The organism is Photobacterium andalusiense (genome assembly GCF_900185625.1).
Classification (GTDB): domain Bacteria; phylum Pseudomonadota; class Gammaproteobacteria; order Enterobacterales; family Vibrionaceae; genus Photobacterium; species Photobacterium aquimaris.
Map to the genome: position 1 here is coordinate 1 of NZ_FYAJ01000001.1, position 17,242 is coordinate 17,242.

A 17,242-nucleotide genomic window follows, 5' to 3' on the forward strand; every position below is an offset into this window, starting at 1 on the left:
CAGTTGCAACGATGCGAACTAATACTTCGCCAGCACGTGGTAGCATTACATCAATTTCTTCAACAGAAAGAGGTTGTTTTGGACCCCATGCGATAGCAGCTTTTGATTTGATAAATTTGTCAGTCATAATTTTACTCTAATTATATTTATCTCTACTTCATCAAAAGTAGATGAGAATTGGGTAGAAAGGGAAAAGTTATTATTTTCTTGCCCCGTTTCGATGGTTGCTATTGTATTTGTTTCTCGAATAATGATAATTACCTAAAAGTGCAAATTACTTTTACATGTATGTAATAATCAGTGGTGTAAGCGTCATTCTGGCGTTCGATCACGTTATCAATAGGTGTTTAGAATGTTTCTATGGGAAGGGGTAACAGAATTTGTTGCCGTAGCAGAAACGGAAAGTTTTACTGCTGCATCAAAACGACTCGGTATTTCTACTGCGCAAGTTAGTCGTCAAGTCAGTGCGTTAGAGAATCGACTCAATACCAAATTATTCTATCGGACTACCCGTAAGGTGTCATTAACGGAAGAGGGTAATGTTTATTATCAACATTGTCGTCAAGTGTTAGATGGCCTAGAAGATGCGGAACGGGCGATCAGTAACTTACGTGGTAAACCACAAGGGTTGATCAAATTAACTGCGCCAGTAACGTACGGTGAAAAGTATATTATGCCGTTAGTTAATGATTTTATGTTGCAGTATCCTGAAGTGGAAGTCGCGATTGATATGACTAACCATCAAGTTGATTTGGTGGAAGGTAGTTTCGATCTCGCGATTCGTTTAGGACGCTTAACCAGTTCATCAATGATGGCAAAACGTTTAACCAGCCGTACGATGTATGTTTGTGCATCGCCTGCCTATTTACAAAAGTTTGGTATTCCACATTCATTATCTGAGCTGCGTCAACATAATTGCTTGATTGGTAACTATGACCATTGGCGTTTTCAAGAATCAGGTAAAGAGAAAAGTATTCGTGTTAGCGGTACCCTTAATTGTAATAGTGGTTATGGTTTACGAGATGCTGTGATTAAAGGTATTGGTTTAGCGCAGTTACCTGACTATTATATTGATAAAGATTTAGAATCGGGTGCAATCGTGCCTATTTTGACTAATTACCAAGAACCTGATGAAGGTATTTGGGCACTTTATCCACATAATCGTCATTTATCACCTAAAGTCAGAATGCTGGTAGATTATCTTGCTGAGCAATTACCGCATATTAGTCATTATGATTTGTAAGTATTGATAACTGATGTCAAATAAAAACCAAGAAACATTATCTTCAGCGACTGCTGATGCTGTATTTATGCGTCGTGCGATGGAATTGGCGGCGCAAGCAGAAACTGAAGGTGAGGTGCCTGTTGGAGCGGTAGTGGTTCATAATGGTGTGATTGTTGGTGAAGGTTGGAATCGCTCAATTGGTCATCATGATGCAACAGCACATGCTGAAATGATGGCGTTACGCCAAGCCGGACAAGCACTTCAAAACTATCGCCTTATTGATACCACTTTATATGTGACGTTAGAACCGTGCCCAATGTGTGCTGGAGCGATAGTACATAGCCGAGTTGGTAAAGTGGTGTTTGGTGCTCACGATGCAAAAACAGGCGCAGCAGGCAGCACTATGAACTTGCTAAGTTATGAAGGGGTTAATCATCATGTTCTGTTTGAAGGTGATGTCCTTGCTAGTGAGTGTCGTGCTCAGCTACAAGCCTTTTTTAAGCGTCGTCGAGCAGAAAAAAAAGCGGCTAAGCTCGCAGCAAGGCAAGCATCGAATGATGTTTGAGAGTGGGTTGGACTAAAGAAAATCGGCTCGGTAGTTATTTTTAAGCAGTTAAATAATACCGAGCTGGTTATATTAGTGGGTTGGGCAACTGTGTTCTGTGGTTGCTGTCAGAATGCAACTGCGTTGACGCCACAGAATCTTTTTACGCACATTGCTGCTTAGGCGTTTACGGCGTGTTGCCGCTGAAGTAATACGTTTGGCAATATGTTGAGTTTTTGATTTTAATTTAGTTAATTTCATGGATCCATCCATAGAGTTGATATCACGGTGGAACAAAAATCCTGCGAATAAACGTCGCGGCCACCGTTAGTAATGCCATTATTTAATGCTGTTAATTGCATTATGCATAACAATGCATTTATTGATAGCAATCTTTAGCAGTTGATGATCAAACGTTGATCAAACTCTCATCGTACAAAAAATCAGACGATTACTCTAAATCGTAGCCATGCCATCGGTGGGTTCCTATGGCTATTTTACCGCTGCTGATTACCTCTATTATTATGGCGTTACCGGTACTGGTGACGTTGATGATAATGGCGAGGGGGTCAACAGCGTTGGTGGCGTATTGATGGTTTGTAGGCCATCAATAATTTTGAGGTGCTTATTTTCATACTTACCACTATGGGCGCGCTCATAGCCAATAATACTTTGGTAATAACGACGAATGCCTTCGACATAATTTAACGCTTCATCACCTCTAGCGTAGCCATAGCGGGATTGAGTGTAATATTTACGTTGTCCTAATAATGGTAGTCGTTGTTTGACATCAGCCCAAGTATTGGGATTTCCCCCTTGTGATTTAGTCAGTCGACGCGCATCCATTAAATGACCAAAGCCGACATTATAAGAGGCAAGTGCAAACCATACTTTTTCATGTTCTTCAATACTGTCTGGTACACGTGCAATCATCTTACGCAGGTATTCACTGCCGCCGCGAATGCTTTGTTCTGGATCTAAACGATTGGTGACACCCACAGATTCTGCTGTTGGTAGGGTCAACATCATCATGCCTCGAACGCCCGTTGGTGACACTGCTTGCGGATCCCAATGTGACTCTTGGTAAGATAGCGCCGCTAATAAACGCCAATCAAAGCCATTAGCATATTGTTTAAATAACGCCTCCCATTGTGGCAGTGTGTTGTTCACTGCTCGTAAAAATGCACGGGTATCAACATAATCAAATTGGTCGATATGGCCAAAATATTTTTCTTCCAATTGTGCCATGGTGCCGTTTTGTTTCATTTGCCCAAAAAATTCAATGATAAGCGCATATAAACTATCGTTGCTGCTTTGCTTAACAAACCAACTTACGGGCTCATCTTGAGTTAATTCAAGTGCAACGGCGATATCAGGATGGATACGCTGCAATAGCGCCACATCAACAGAATCAGCCACGGTATAATCAAGCTCACCTTTAGCAACTTTAATTAATAGATCGTTAATGTCTGACTCTGGCATTGATTGCCATTGTAATGTCGAATGATTTTTACGAATAAGTTCTAGTTTTTGTTCATGGCTTGAGCCACTAACAACGGCTAAACGGCCATTATTTTTGGCCAGCTCAGTCAGATCTCGAGGGCGACGTTGGCCTTTTTTATATACCACAATTTGGCTGGCGTAATAATAAGCTGGCGCCGGATGAAAACCTTGCAGGCGATCAGGAGTAACTGCAAGTCCCGCAGCAATAATATCAATATCGCCACGTTCTAATGCTGGAAATAATTCTGATAAGGTAAACATGGCGGTTATTTCAAGTTTAACTCCCAGCTTTTTAGCAAAAGTTTGTGCGAGTTCATAATCCAACCCCGTTGGACCTTCAGCACCGATATAGTAGGACAGTTGGTTATTTAGCGTTCCCACCCGTAATACGCCACTTTTGCGGATTTTTTCAAGGCTAGTGGTTTTGTTTTCTTGCCATTGGCAGCCGTTAGTTAGCAATATTAATAATAAAATGCTCATCATACGACGTAGTAGAGTGAAGAATTGAATATTTATCAACTAAGCTGACCCACAGTAAAAATTAACGGCTATTTATATCAAACCCTGCTAATTGCGCAAAGTTGAACTGTTAAGTTGGTGATCATAATTTAGATATTGGAATAGTTAAGTGGAGATTACACTATTTTATGGTTAAAAAATGACCCAAAAATAACAGGAATTGGAATTTTTTTGATATTTTTAGAAAGATTGAAAAAAAAACACGCAAACGGTTGCGTCAGGTGTTACGTCACAAAAAAAATTCCCTTATACTAGGCGCTCATTAACCGTTGCGTAATAGTGAAGCAGAGTACAATGATGTATTAGGTGTTATTGAGATAAGTTTCTAGGTGATGAAATTTACCTCAATACCACTTTTTTTAACCTGCTAATCGAGAGACCTTTGCACATGGAAATTTTGCGTGGTTCACCCGCTTTGTCTGAGTTTCGCGTTAATAAGTTACTTGAGCGTTGTCATGAGTTAGATCTGCCAATTACCAGTATTTATGCTGAGTTTGCACATTTTGCTGATGTAGTGACAACGTTAACAGCTGATGAACAAGCTAAACTAACAAGTCTACTCACATACGGCCCAACGATTGCAGAGCACGAACCTAAAGGTTTATTGCTACTTGTTACTCCTCGTCCTGGCACGATTTCTCCTTGGTCTTCAAAATCGACTGATATTGCCCGTAATTGTGGTTTAACTACGATTAAGCGTCTTGAGCGTGGCACTGCGTATTATGTTGAATCATCATCACCGCTTACAGCACCACAATTGAGTGAGTTAAAAGCATTACTTCATGACCGCATGATGGAAGTGGTGGTGGATAATGTTGAGGCTGCGGCGGCATTATTTGTTCAAGCTCAACCTGCTGCGGTTAAAAGTGTTGATATTTTAACTGGCGGACGCCAAGCATTAGAGCAAGCTAACCTCAGTTTAGGTCTAGCTTTAGCTGAAGATGAAATTGATTATTTGGTTGAAAATTTTACTAAGCTCGGTCGTAACCCTAACGACATTGAATTAATGATGTTTGCTCAAGCGAACTCTGAGCATTGTCGTCATAAGATTTTTAATGCTGATTGGACTATCGATGGTGTCGAGCAGCCTAAATCATTATTTAAAATGATTAAAAATACTTATGAGCATAACCATGAGCATGTTTTGTCGGCTTACAAAGACAACGCTGCTGTAATGGAAGGCTCTCATGTGGGTCGTTTCTTCCCTGATCCGCAATCTCGTCAATACACTTATCATCAAGAAGATAATCACATTTTGATGAAAGTAGAAACCCATAACCACCCAACCGCAATTTCACCGTGGCCGGGCGCAGCAACAGGCTCTGGTGGTGAGATTCGTGATGAAGGCGCAACCGGTATTGGTGGTAAGCCTAAAGCGGGTTTAGTTGGCTTTACGGTATCTAACTTACGCGTACCAGGTTTTGAACAACCGTGGGAAACCGATTTTGGTAAGCCAGATCGTATCGTTACTGCGTTAGATATTATGCTTGAGGGCCCATTAGGTGGTGCCGCATTTAATAACGAATTTGGCCGTCCTAACCTATTAGGTTATTTCCGTACTTACGAAGAAAAAGTCACTTCCCACGCTGGTGAAGAAATCCGTGGTTACCATAAGCCAATCATGATTGCTGGTGGTATGGGTAATATTCGTGCCGATCACGTGCAGAAGAAAGAGATCCCTGTTGGCGCTAAATTAATTGTCCTTGGTGGTCCAGCAATGAATATCGGCCTTGGTGGCGGTGCAGCTTCGTCAATGGCATCTGGTCAATCAGCAGAAGATTTAGATTTTGCTTCGGTACAGCGTGAAAACCCAGAAATGGAACGCCGTTGTCAGGAAGTGATCGATGGTTGCTGGCAGATGGGCGATGACAACCCGATTGCCTTTATTCACGATGTTGGCGCCGGCGGTATTTCTAATGCCTTACCAGAGTTAGTTAATGATGGTGAGCGTGGCGGTAAATTCCAGTTACGTGATGTGCCAAATGATGAACCAGGTATGAGTCCGCTTGAGATTTGGTGTAATGAATCACAAGAGCGTTATGTTCTCGCGATTGCTCCTGAAAACATGGCAACATTTGATGCGATTTGTCAGCGTGAACGTGCCCCTTATGCGGTAGTTGGTGAAGCAACCGCTGAGCGTCATTTAACCCTTGAAGATAGTCATTTCGATAATACCCCGATTGATATGCCAATGGATATTCTATTGGGTAAAGCACCGAAAATGCACCGTGAGGCACAAACATTAACTGTGGTTGGGCAACCGCTTGATCGTAGCGACATTACTATTGAGGCCGCCACGCAACGCGTTTTACGTCTGCCTGCTGTCGCTGAAAAGACTTTTTTAATCACCATTGGTGATCGTAGTGTGACCGGACTGGTTGCGCGTGATCAAATGGTTGGTCCTTGGCAGGTGCCAGTGGCTAACTGTGCGGTAACCGCTGCGAGTTATGATAGTTACCATGGCGAAGCAATGTCGATGGGTGAGCGTACGCCTGTTGCACTGCTTAACTTTGGCGCTTCTGCGCGTTTAGCGGTTGGTGAAGCGATCACCAATATTGCAGCTACTGATATCGGCGATATGAAGCGGATTAATTTATCGGCTAACTGGATGTCACCAGCAGGTCACCCTGGCGAAGATGCCGGTCTATATGAAGCAGTAAAAGCCATTGGTGAAGAGTTGTGTCCTGCATTAGGATTAACTATCCCTGTGGGTAAAGATTCAATGTCGATGAAGACTAAGTGGCAACAAAATGGTGAAGAAAAACAAGTAACGTCACCATTGTCATTAGTGATCACCGCTTTTGGTCGTGTTGAAGATGTCCGTAAAACTGTGACACCGCAATTACGTACCGATAAAGGCGAATCTAGCTTAATCTTGGTCGATCTTGGTTGCGGTCAAAACCGTTTGGGTGCGACTGCATTAGCACAAGTTTATAAGCAGTTAGGTGATAAAGCCGCTGATGTCGATAGCCCTGAGCTATTAAAAGGCTTCTTCTATGCAATGCAAACCTTAGTGCGTGATGAGAAGTTATTGGCTTACCATGATCGTGGTGATGGTGGTTTGTATGTCACTTTAGCTGAGATGGCATTTGCGGGTCACACTGGTATTGAAGTTGATATTAATACTACCGCAACAGATGCATGTGATGATGCATTAGCAGCGCTCTTTAGTGAAGAACTAGGTGCTGTGATTCAGGTGCGCAGTGACGATGTTGAAGTCGTTCAAGCTGTATTAGCAGCTAATGGTTTAGCTGCATGTAGTCACATCATTGGTACAGTGATTGATGAAGATACGGTACGTATTTGGAATGGTAACGATTTAGTGCTTGAACAAAACCGTACTGAATTACGTGCAATTTGGGCTGAAACCACTTATCAAATGCAAGCAATGCGTGATAATCCAGCCGGAGCATTACAAGAATTTGAAGCTAAGAAAGATACCCAAGATCCAGGCTTACATACTAAGTTAACATTTGATATTAATGAGGATGTTGCAGCACCATTTATTGCACCAGCGATTAATTTTGGTGCTAAGCCACAAATGGCAATTCTACGTGAGCAAGGTGTTAACTCTCACGTTGAAATGGCAGCTGCGTTTGACCGTGCTGGCTTTGAAGCTAAAGATGTTCATATGAGTGATATTCTTAGCGGCAAGGTACAACTTGACGGATTTAATGGTTTAGTGGCTTGTGGTGGCTTCTCTTACGGTGACGTATTAGGTGCGGGTGAAGGCTGGGCAAAATCAGTGTTATTTAACAATATTGCTCGTGATCAGTTTGCTGCATTCTTTAATCGTCCTGATACGCTGGCGTTAGGTGTATGTAATGGTTGTCAGATGATGTCTAACTTACATGAACTGATTCCAGGTGCTGATTTATGGCCGCGTTTTGTACGTAACGAATCAGAGCGTTTTGAAGCGCGCTTTAGTTTGGTTGAAGTACAAAAGAGTGAGTCATTGTTCTTTAATGAAATGGCAGGCTCACGGATGCCAATCGCGGTTTCACATGGCGAAGGTCGAGTTGAAGTACGTAATGCTGAGCATTTGGCAGCGATTGAGCAATCAGGAACGATTGCGCTACGTTACCTTGATAACTATGGCAATATCACTCAAAACTACCCAGCTAACCCTAATGGTTCGCCAAACGGTATTACTGGATTAACCACTCAAGATGGCCGTGTCACTATTATGATGCCGCACCCAGAGCGAGTATTCCGCACTGTGGCGAACTCTTGGCACCCAGATGATTGGAGCGAAAATAGCCCTTGGATGCGTATGTTCCGTAATGCACGGGTTAATCTAGGTTAAAAATCATTTAGTTAGCATAAAAAGCTGCCAATTTTGGCGGCTTTTTTTATAGTGTCATACGGTAATTATAAAATAAATATGAAGTTGACATTGATCACATTAACCTTGAAAAAACATTGGGATAATTAATATAACTAATAAGTAAAAATGGCCACGGTGTCGTTACAAGGATGAAACAATAATGGGATTGGATATTCCCAGCAATTACCGCCTCATTGGTGCGACGAAGTTACTCGCCGTATTAGTGGTGATCGGTTTGATTCAACATATTGAGACGTTGGTGCATGCGTTAAGGTACGATTTACTTGGCATGGTGCCTGTGATTGTCACTTTATTAGTATTGATCTCTGGCGTGGTTGCTTGTGTTGGCTTATTTAGAGGTAAAAAGTGGGGATTTATTCCTCTTTATTTCTATATTCCAGCGGTGACATTATTTCTGCAATTTAGTCTAATTCCTTTCATTCCTAATGTTTTTCCTGCTAAATATCATGATATTGCTATTATGGTAATCAATGGCTTGGTATTACTGTATTCCGTGTTGCTGCTTTTGCGGCGAATGGAGACTAATTACATTCAAGAATATTAAATGTGATTAAATTACTGCATTGAATCTGTGATAATAACCTTAATTTAATCAAGTCGGTGATCGGTATTGCGATTCCGAACTTCTGCTCAGCAAAGGATGATGACAATGAAAAAAATTGAAGCCATTATTAAGCCGTTTAAACTTGATGATGTTCGTGAAGCGTTAGCTGAAGTGGGTATCACGGGCATGACAGTGTCAGAAGTCAAAGGGTTTGGTCGTCAAAAAGGCCATACCGAGCTTTATCGTGGTGCTGAATACATGGTTGATTTTTTACCGAAAGTGAAAATCGAAATTGTAGTTACTGATGACGTTGCCGAGCAATGTATTGAAACCATTGTTGAGACGGCACAAACGGGCAAGATTGGTGATGGTAAAATCTTTATGTTTGATATTGAGCGTGTGGTACGTATTCGTACTGGCGAAGAAGATGAAGATGCAATTTAAACGGTGATGGTGGCTCATAGCCAAATTGAATCAGGGGCTGCGATGACGCAGCCTCTTTTTTTAAATTATTTTTTAGGTTGAATCGTCGCGGTATAGCGCTCAGGTTTGTAATTAATTGCCAATACCATATTGATCATAATCACCCCTACAATCGACAGTATTAATAACTTCGGACTGATAAACAGACAAGAGGTAATTAAAATCATACTATCAATTGCAAGTTGAATTTTGCCGGCAGAAATTCCAAATTTATGCTGTAAAAACAGCACCAGAACATTGAAGCCACCAAGGCTAGTACGATGCCGAAAAAGAATCAACATACCTACTCCCAGTAGTAAACCTCCAAATACTGCGGCAAAAACAGGGTTAAGTATCTCAATGGTGATAAAGTGTGGTAAAGCATCAACCATCACGGAAACTAAGCCGCCACAAAAGATACTGCTAAGTGCAAACCGTTTACCCATTTGAAACCACGCCATTAAGTAAAATGGGCAATTGAGAATAAAATACAAGCCCCCTAATGAAATCGGTACAAAGTGACTAACTAACAAAGCTAATCCAGCAGTCCCGCCAGTTAATAAATGGCTTTGTTGTAGTAAAAAAAGTCCCACTGCGGCAAATAATGTCCCAGTAAAAATAGCAATGATGTTTTCGTAGCTTGGGTGTTTATTGATGTGCACATTATCCTCCTTGTTGTGAGTTGCTATGGTAAAAGGATTAAAGCGCAAGCAATAGATCCAGTGTTAAATTAATGGTTATCATGCGTATTAAATTATTTACGTCGATGTAAACGTATTAGAGTGATGAGTTGCTATGATAAAAAATAATAGTGATGTAAAAAATGGCATTTAAATTTAAGCTAAACAATTTATATACTAAATAAAACAGCATTTAGGACTTTCTGATTTAGATCAATTTATGTAAGATAGTTGGCAGATAAAAAGTAAAACGAAAACGTTTGCGTCTACGTGGCGTCTAGGTTTGTGGTTTTTCGTTTTTTACTTAAAATAGGATAAAACTTAGCTGAGTCAGGAGATACAGATGTTAAAGCGCGATATGAACATTGCTGATTATGATGCGGAACTATTTGCAGCTATTCAGGAAGAAACAGCCCGTCAGGAAGAACACATCGAGTTGATTGCTTCTGAAAACTACACTAGCCCGCGTGTAATGGAAGCACAAGGTTCTCAGCTGACAAATAAATATGCTGAAGGTTACCCTGGTAAGCGTTACTACGGTGGTTGTGAGTTTGTTGATAAAGCAGAACAACTTGCTATTGATCGTGCTTGTCAGTTATTTGGTGCCGAGTATGCAAACGTTCAGCCGCACTCAGGCTCTCAAGCAAATAATGCAGTTTACATGGCGTTATTGAATGCTGGTGATACAGTATTAGGTATGAGCTTGGCACATGGCGGTCACTTAACTCACGGTTCACCAGTAAACTTCTCTGGCAAGTTATACAACATCATTCCTTATGGTATTGATGAAAGTGGTCAAATTGACTACCAAGAAATGGAAGCATTGGCGTTAGAGCATAAACCAAAAATGATCATTGGTGGTTTCTCTGCATATTCTCAAGTTGTTGACTGGGCAAAAATGCGTGAAATTGCTGATAAAGTAGGCGCATATTTATTCGTTGATATGGCTCACGTAGCAGGTTTGATTGCCGCTGGTGTTTATCCAAACCCAGTACCTCATGCGCATGTAGTGACTACCACCACCCATAAAACATTGGCTGGTCCTCGTGGTGGTTTGATTCTATCAAATGAAGGTGAAGATCTTTATAAAAAGCTCAACTCTGCAGTATTCCCTGGTGGTCAAGGTGGCCCATTAATGCATGTTATCGCAGCGAAAGCGGTAGCATTTAAAGAAGCCATGGAGCCTGAGTTTAAAGTTTACCAAGCGAATGTGGTTGTCAACGCTAAAGCAATGGTTGAAGAGTTTATCAAGCGTGGTTATAAGATCGTTTCTGGTAGCACTGAAAACCACCTATTCCTAGTCGATTTAATTGATAAAGGTATTACTGGTAAAGAAGCGGATGCCGCACTAGGTGCAGCGAATATTACCGTTAATAAAAACAGTGTCCCGAATGATCCACGTAGCCCGTTTGTAACCTCTGGTATTCGTGTTGGTACACCGTCTATTACTCGCCGTGGTTTTAATGCTGATGATGCACGTCAACTAGCCGGTTGGATGTGTGATGTATTGGATAACGTTAATGATACTGCTGTGATTGAAGCTACCAAAGTGAAAGTGCTTGAAATTTGTAAGCGCCTTCCTGTCTACGCATAATTGAGTAGATAACCACGTAATTTAAGTGCTGTTAAGGCACTTGTAGATCAGGCTTGCCTATTTCTAGGTAAGCCTTTTTTTATTTTTTGAATAAAACAAATCGTCCATTATTAATGATAATTGTTACTTTTAAGCCGATTTATTAGAAAAATAGGGGTGATAGTCTTATTAAAGTGCTGAAATGGGTTACACTGAGTCGATTGAATGTAGGAGGCTAAATGCATTGTCCTTTTTGCGGTGCAAATGACACCAAAGTAATCGATTCTCGATTGGTTGCCGATGGCCACCAAGTACGCCGACGCCGCCAATGTTTAGCGTGTAATGAGCGTTATACTACGTTTGAAACGGCAGAGCTTGTGATGCCTCGCGTAGTGAAGACTAATGGTAACCGTGATCCGTTTAATGAAGAAAAATTACGCGGTGGTATTCAGCGAGCATTAGAAAAACGTCCCGTGAGTACTGATGATATTGAACGGGCAATTAATAGTATTAAATCTTGTCTTCGAGCAACAGGTGAGCGTGAAGTACCTTCGGAGATGATTGGTAATTTAGTGATGGAAGCTTTAAAAGAATTAGATAAGGTTGCTTATATTCGTTTTGCTTCTGTTTATCGCAGTTTTGAAGATATTCGTGAATTTGGTGAAGAAATTGCCAAATTGGAACGTTAACATTCAACATCGTTAAGACTAACAATAATGACACACACTGATCAACAAATGATGTTGCGAGCAATAGCGCTTGCTAAGCTTGGCCGTTATACCACTGCACCTAACCCTAATGTTGGGTGCGTGATAGTAAATGGCAACGACATTGTTGGTGAGGGATATCATTATCAGGCTGGGCAACCTCATGCTGAAGTGTTTGCATTGCGTCAAGCACAGCTGCGGGCACAAGGCGCAACGGTATATATAACCTTAGAGCCGTACGGCTATGATGGGCGAACCCCTGCTTGTGCTGAAGCGTTAATTAATGCCAAGGTTGCACGAGTTGTTTGCGCTATGGTCGATCCTAATCCCGTGGTTTCAGGACGTGGTATTGCGATGCTGCAAGCGGCTGGTATTGATGTTGATGTGGGTGTACTCGCAATAGAAGCTCAAGCATTGAATCCTGGCTTTATTAAGCAAATGACACAGCAAATGCCATACGTTGAATTAAAGCTCGCCGCGAGTTTAGACGGCCGTACAGCATTAGCAAATGGTGTCAGTAAGTGGATCACCGGTCCTAAAGCTCGCGCTGACGTGCAGCATTTTCGTGCGCAGGCTGGCGCGATTTTATCAACCAGCGCCACCGTAATAGCCGATGATCCATCACTTAATGTACGTTGGAGTGAATTAGAACAATCGGTTCAACATGCTTATCCGCAATCGGCATTACGCCAACCCATACGGGTTATTATTGATAGTCAGAATCGACTCACACCTGATTATCAACTTTTCCATCTGCCTGGTGAGACCATCTTAGCGCGCACTCATATCGGCACTGAAGTATGGCCTGATTCTGTCCAGCAATGGCAACTTCCTACTCAAACCAATAGTCATCAGCTTGACTTAGTAGCATTAATGTCGCGTTTGGTACAATACGGTATTAATCATATTTGGGTCGAAGCCGGTGCGCGTTTAGCTGGCGCGTTATTGCAACAGCAGTTAGTGGATAGTTTGATTTTATATCAAGCACCTAAATTAATGGGTAGCGACAGTCGTGGTTTAATTGATATTAGCGGGCTGACAACGATGACACAAACCCCGTTGTTAACCATTACTGATGTTTGTATGATTGATTGTGATATTCGTATAATGGCAACCGTACAAAATAATAAATAAAATAGTGAAATTAAGGGCTGATCATGTTCACTGGAATTATAGAAGCTGTCGGTAAAATATCTGCACTAACACCTAAAGGTGCTGATGTTGCTGTTACCGTTGATTCAGGAACGTTAGATTTAACTGATGTTAAGTTAGGCGACAGTATTGCCACCAATGGCGTATGCCTTACCGTGGTTAAATTAACCGGTAAAGGGTATGTAGCAGATCTTTCGTTAGAAACACTTAACCGCACTGCATTTGCGAATTACAAAGCTGGCCAAGTGGTTAATTTAGAAAAAGCCATGTTAGCAACGACTCGCTTTGGTGGTCATATGGTGTCTGGTCACGTTGATGCTGTGGCTGAAGTAATTGAGCGCCAGCATGTCGGTCGTGCGATTGAGTTTTGGATCAAAGTACCGCCACAGCTAGCAAAATATATTTCAGAGAAAGGCTCAGTAGCGGTTGATGGTATCAGCTTGACGGTTAATGCTGTGCGTGGTGATGAATTTAAATTAACTATCGTGCCACACACTGCTGCTGAAACCACCATGGCTGATTTTAGTGTTGGCCGTAAAATTAACCTTGAGGTTGATGTTATCGCGCGTTACCTTGAACGACTAATGCTTGGCGATAAAGCTGCAGAAAAACAACCTCAAGTGACAATGGATTTATTGGCGAGAACAGGGTTTCTCGGTTAAGCATTGCTTTATGGGTAATAAAGCAACATAAGAATTAAGGGTAGTATTATGGCTTTAAGTAGTGCAAAAGAAATCATTGATGATATTCGCCAAGGTAAAATGGTTATTTTGATGGATGATGAAGATCGCGAAAATGAAGGCGATCTGATCATAGCATCAGAAAAAATCACTCCAGAGGCGATTAACTTTATGGCCATGTATGGTCGTGGTTTAATTTGCTTAACCCTAAGCAAAGCACGTTGTCAGAAATTGGGCCTACCATTAATGGTTCAAGATAATACTGAACAATTTGGCACGCCGTTTACTATTTCTATTGAAGCTGCAACGGGTGTAACTACCGGTATTTCTGCAGCAGATCGTTCTCGCACCGTACAGGCTGCGGTTGCGGCTGATGCGACTTCTGCTGATATTGTGATGCCTGGCCATATCTTTCCATTGATGGCACAAGAAGGTGGGGTACTTACTCGCGCAGGTCATACAGAAGCGGGTTGTGATATCGCCCGTTTAGCAGGTCTTGAACCATCAAGTGTGATTGTTGAAATTCTGAACGAAGATGGCACTATGGCTCGTCGCCCTCAATTAGAGATTTTTGCCGAAAAGCACGGCTTAAAGTTGGGTACTATTGCCGATCTTATTGAGTACCGCAATCACCATGAAACCACCATTGAGCGTGTTGGTGAGTGTAAACTTAATACTGAATTTGGTGAGTTTGATATGATCACCTACCGCGATAAAATCGATGATCAAATTCATTACGCGCTATGTAAAGGTGATATTGAAGCTGATGCATCGACATTGGTACGAGTGCATTTACAAGATACTTTTAAAGATATTTTACAATCGGGTGCAACGCAGTGGACATTGCCTGCGGCGATGCAACGTATCAGCGCTGAAAATGGGGTGCTGGTGGTACTGAGCAAACAAGATTCAACTGATAGTATTATAAATAAAGTTAAAAATATTGCGGCTGAAAATGAAGGTCGTCCACAAGTGAAGGTGAGTCCATATAACCCTTCACGTCAAGTGGGTGTCGGTTCTCAAATCTTATCAGATCTTGGTATTGGTAAGATGCGCCTATTATCATCAAGCACGCAACGCTACCATTCACTGTCTGGGTTTGGTCTTGAAGTGGTTGAATATATTTGCGAATAACAAACGATTGATGATGTGCTTATTGGTTGGTTCATCAACGAATAAGTAATAAATAGTAACAAATCCTCTGAAACCGACGGATGTGGATAGCAGACATATCGTAAAGTGTGTTAGACTCCCGCGGTTTCTCAAACCGGAAAGACATAGTCACAGGAAGGCCCATGAAGGTAATTGAAGGCGCCATCGCGGCACCAAACGCAAAAATTGCTATCGTAATTGCACGCTTTAATAGCTTTATTAACGAAAGTTTACTTTCAGGTGCATTAGATGCGCTGAAACGTCAAGGTCAGGTTAGTGAAGATAATATCACTGTTGTTCGTTGCCCTGGTGCTTATGAACTACCGCTTGTTGCCCAGCAAGTTGCGAAGAGTGATCGCTATGATGCTATCGTAGCATTAGGCTCAGTTATTCGTGGTGGTACACCTCATTTTGACTATGTTGCTGGTGAGTGTAACAAAGGTCTAGCACAAGTTGCACTAGAGTATAATACTCCAGTTGCTTTTGGTGTGTTGACTGTTGATTCTATAGAACAAGCCATTGAGCGTGCCGGTACCAAGGCTGGTAATAAAGGGGCAGAGGCTGCACTAAGCGCGCTCGAAATGGTAAATGTCCTGTCCCAAATCGAATCCTAATGGGGGTTACTGTGAAACCAGCCGCGCGTCGTAATGCACGTCAATTTGCTGTACAAGCTGTTTACTCTTGGCAACTTACTAAAAGTAATGTTGCTGATATTGAGCAATATTTCCTTTCAGGCGATAAGTTTGAAGAAGAAGAACATCAATCTGATGCGCCTGCATGTAAAGCGCCAGACACTGATGTTGCTTATTTCCGTGATTTATTTGCGGGTGTTGTATTAAGCCATCAAGAACTTGATAGCAAAATGCGTCCATACTTGTCTCGTCCACTTCAGGATCTAGACCAGATGGAACTTGCACTACTTCGTCTTGCAATGTACGAAATGGTTAAGCGTGAAGACGTACCATTTAAAGTTGTGATCAACGAAGCAATCGAATTAGCGAAACTCTTCGGTGCCGAAGATAGCCACAAATTCGTCAATGGTGTGTTAGATAAAGCTGCACCATCTCTACGTAGAAAAGATAAGTAATTTTTATTGCGTTGAGTACGATGAAAGAAGTCAGCTTATTAGCTGGCTTTTTTTTATTGAGGAAAAAGAGAACTATGGCAAAAAATGAATTTGATATCATTAAACATTATTTCGCCCAGCAGCAATTACAACGTGATGATGTTGCTTTAGCGATTGGAGATGATTGTGCGCTTGTGAATGTAGCTGCGGATTACTCTGTCGCAGTAAGTACCGATTCATTGGTTGCTGGTACCCACTTTTTAGCTGACGCTGATCCGGCTGCGGTTGCTTATAAAGCACTGGCTTCTAATTTAAGTGATTTAGCCGCAATGGGAGCAACCCCCGCATGGGTGTCATTGGCGTTAACATTACCCACTATTGATGAAGCGTGGTTAGCCCCTTTTTGCCATAGTTTTTTTGAACTTGCTAATCAATATAATATTCAATTAATTGGTGGCGACACTACCAAGGGTCCATTGAGTATTACTTTGACTGTGCAAGGATTGGTGCCACGAGGCCAAGCTTTAACCCGCAGTGGCGCTCAAGTTGGGGATGATGTTTATGTTACCGGAGATCTTGGTGATAGTGCTGCTGGGTTAGCATTGATATTACAGCAGCAATATTGTGATCAGCATTTAGCCTCAACATTGATTGAGCGTCATTTCAAAGCATCACCTCGAGTCAGTGTCGGCGAGGCTTTACGTGGTATAGCTTCGGCAGCTTTAGATATTTCTGATGGTGTAGTGGCTGATGTAAAACATATTGCTGCGCGATCAAACGTCGCTATTGAAATTGAGGTTGAGCAATTACCGTTATCTGCTGAATTATTAGCATTTTGTGATGGTGAACGCCAACAAGCACAACAGCTGGCATTATCCAGTGGTGAAGAATATGAACTATGTTTTACTGCTTCTGCAGCCAATCGAGATGCATTAAAAGCCGCTTTAGCGCATACTAATGTTAAATATACTTGTATTGGTAAAGTAAAAGCGGGTAGTGGCCTGTCATTATTACAATTCGGTAAACCACTGACATGGCAATTGTTTGGTTGGGATCATTTTGTTGTTAAAGATAACTAAGGTATTCG

Annotated in this window: 16 protein-coding genes and 1 pseudogene; 13 read left to right on the forward strand and 4 right to left on the reverse strand. The window is 41.7% G+C overall.

Annotation, left to right across the window (positions count from 1 at the left end; all coding sequences use genetic code 11):
- Positions 1-127: pseudogene (locus PAND9192_RS20500) on the reverse strand (S-(hydroxymethyl)glutathione dehydrogenase); the annotation flags it as partial.
- A gap of 225 nt (positions 128-352) precedes the next feature.
- Here PAND9192_RS20500 and PAND9192_RS00005 point away from each other — a divergent pair.
- Together PAND9192_RS00005 and tadA are read left to right on the forward strand one after the other, a co-directional pair.
- A complete protein-coding gene (locus PAND9192_RS00005) occupies positions 353-1,243 on the forward strand; it encodes a LysR substrate-binding domain-containing protein (protein WP_087852045.1) in 891 nt (296 codons plus the stop codon).
- Positions 1,244-1,256: 13 nt separating this feature from the next.
- Positions 1,257-1,790, forward strand: coding sequence for a tRNA adenosine(34) deaminase TadA (gene tadA, locus PAND9192_RS00010; protein WP_087852046.1), 534 nt, complete (start codon positions 1,257-1,259; stop codon positions 1,788-1,790).
- Positions 1,791-1,862: 72 nt separating this feature from the next.
- On the opposite strand, the gene PAND9192_RS20775 is transcribed toward tadA, so the two are convergent.
- On the reverse strand, positions 1,863-2,030 hold the full coding sequence (locus tag PAND9192_RS20775; RefSeq protein ID WP_200817763.1) for a hypothetical protein: 168 nt from the start codon (positions 2,028-2,030) through the stop codon (positions 1,863-1,865).
- A gap of 261 nt (positions 2,031-2,291) precedes the next feature.
- On the reverse strand, positions 2,292-3,755 hold the full coding sequence (gene mltF / locus PAND9192_RS00015) for a membrane-bound lytic murein transglycosylase MltF (protein WP_087852047.1): 1,464 nt from the start codon (positions 3,753-3,755) through the stop codon (positions 2,292-2,294).
- Between the two features lie 424 nt (positions 3,756-4,179).
- On the opposite strand from mltF, the gene purL reads away from it, so the two are divergent.
- From purL to glnB, 3 genes are all read left to right on the forward strand, one after another.
- Positions 4,180-8,097, forward strand: coding sequence for a phosphoribosylformylglycinamidine synthase (gene purL, locus PAND9192_RS00020; RefSeq protein WP_087852048.1), 3,918 nt, complete (start codon positions 4,180-4,182; stop codon positions 8,095-8,097).
- Between the two features lie 181 nt (positions 8,098-8,278).
- On the forward strand, positions 8,279-8,683 hold the full coding sequence (locus PAND9192_RS00025) for a hypothetical protein (RefSeq protein ID WP_087852049.1): 405 nt from the start codon (positions 8,279-8,281) through the stop codon (positions 8,681-8,683).
- Between the two features lie 105 nt (positions 8,684-8,788).
- Positions 8,789-9,127, forward strand: coding sequence for a nitrogen regulatory protein P-II (gene glnB, locus PAND9192_RS00030; protein WP_060999454.1), 339 nt, complete (start codon positions 8,789-8,791; stop codon positions 9,125-9,127).
- A 65-nt stretch (positions 9,128-9,192) separates the two neighbouring features.
- Here the strand turns inward: glnB and PAND9192_RS00035 are convergent, their stop codons facing one another.
- Complete coding sequence (locus PAND9192_RS00035) at positions 9,193-9,801, reverse strand: YitT family protein (protein WP_370738371.1); 609 nt, start codon at positions 9,799-9,801, stop codon at positions 9,193-9,195.
- Positions 9,802-10,168: 367 nt separating this feature from the next.
- On the opposite strand from PAND9192_RS00035, the gene glyA reads away from it, so the two are divergent.
- The 8 genes from glyA (at position 10,169) to thiL (ending at position 17,234) form a co-directional block, all read left to right on the forward strand.
- Entirely contained in the window at positions 10,169-11,419 is a 1,251-nt protein-coding gene (gene glyA / locus PAND9192_RS00040) for a serine hydroxymethyltransferase (protein ID WP_087852051.1), read from the forward strand.
- A 218-nt stretch (positions 11,420-11,637) separates the two neighbouring features.
- Entirely contained in the window at positions 11,638-12,087 is a 450-nt protein-coding gene (gene nrdR, locus PAND9192_RS00045) for a transcriptional regulator NrdR (protein ID WP_045031203.1), read from the forward strand.
- A 27-nt stretch (positions 12,088-12,114) separates the two neighbouring features.
- On the forward strand, positions 12,115-13,239 hold the full coding sequence (ribD, locus tag PAND9192_RS00050; RefSeq protein ID WP_087852052.1) for a bifunctional diaminohydroxyphosphoribosylaminopyrimidine deaminase/5-amino-6-(5-phosphoribosylamino)uracil reductase RibD: 1,125 nt from the start codon (positions 12,115-12,117) through the stop codon (positions 13,237-13,239).
- 23 nt (positions 13,240-13,262) lie between these two features.
- A complete protein-coding gene (locus tag PAND9192_RS00055) occupies positions 13,263-13,919 on the forward strand; it encodes a riboflavin synthase (RefSeq protein ID WP_060999461.1) in 657 nt (218 codons plus the stop codon).
- A 48-nt stretch (positions 13,920-13,967) separates the two neighbouring features.
- On the forward strand, positions 13,968-15,071 hold the full coding sequence (gene ribBA, locus PAND9192_RS00060) for a bifunctional 3,4-dihydroxy-2-butanone-4-phosphate synthase/GTP cyclohydrolase II (protein ID WP_087852053.1): 1,104 nt from the start codon (positions 13,968-13,970) through the stop codon (positions 15,069-15,071).
- A gap of 161 nt (positions 15,072-15,232) precedes the next feature.
- The gene (gene ribH / locus PAND9192_RS00065; RefSeq protein ID WP_036795804.1) at positions 15,233-15,703 is read left to right on the forward strand and encodes a 6,7-dimethyl-8-ribityllumazine synthase; all 471 of its coding nucleotides are present in this window, start codon (positions 15,233-15,235) and stop codon (positions 15,701-15,703) included.
- Positions 15,703-16,176, forward strand: coding sequence for a transcription antitermination factor NusB (nusB, locus tag PAND9192_RS00070; protein ID WP_087819236.1), 474 nt, complete (start codon positions 15,703-15,705; stop codon positions 16,174-16,176). Before ribH ends, nusB begins: the two co-directional genes overlap by 1 nt.
- 74 nt (positions 16,177-16,250) lie before the next feature.
- The gene (thiL, locus tag PAND9192_RS00075) at positions 16,251-17,234 is read left to right on the forward strand and encodes a thiamine-phosphate kinase (protein ID WP_087852054.1); all 984 of its coding nucleotides are present in this window, start codon (positions 16,251-16,253) and stop codon (positions 17,232-17,234) included.
- Positions 17,235-17,242 lie beyond the last annotated feature (8 nt).